Below are 551 nucleotides of genomic sequence, written 5' to 3' on the forward strand. Positions count from 1 at the left end.
ATTCCGGGAAGTATATTGCTTTTCTTTGAATTAAGGCGAAGAAAAAATCTTAACAAGTAAAAGATAACACACATTCAAAACATTTTAGTATTAGAAGGCACGGATAATTTATTTAATCTCGTGTCTTCTATTTTTTTAGAGTAGGACAGAAATATAAAAAATGGAGTATAAAAGATAGTTAAAATTTAGTAAGGAGTGGAAAATAATATGATTGGGAAAAAATTTGGAAGACTCAAAATTTTATCTGTATATAAAAATGAAAAAAATAGACTTCGTTGTATTTGTTTGTGTGATTGTGGGAATAAATCAGATGTTGACTATTATAATTTAAAATCCGGCAGAACCACAAGTTGCGGTTGTAAATCGAAAGAAGTAAGTAATAGTTTTAAAGATATACATGGGAAAAGGTATAATGATCTTTTAGTAGAAGAGAAGACTGATAAAAGAAATAATGGAGCTATAGTGTGGAGATGTAGATGTCTAAAATGCGGAGAGTATATAGAGGCCACTAAAAAACAATTGGATAGAGGATATATCAAAGATTGCGGAAA

At 29.0% G+C, this 551-nt stretch carries 1 pseudogene; it reads left to right on the plus strand.

Annotated elements, in window-relative coordinates:
- Positions 1 to 207 precede the first annotated feature (207 nt).
- A pseudogene (locus HLB29_RS09560) lies at positions 208 to 551 on the plus strand (hypothetical protein); the annotation flags it as partial.

It is taken from the genome of Peptostreptococcus canis (assembly GCF_014229965.1).
Taxonomy (GTDB): Bacteria; Bacillota; Clostridia; order Peptostreptococcales; family Peptostreptococcaceae; genus Peptostreptococcus; species Peptostreptococcus canis.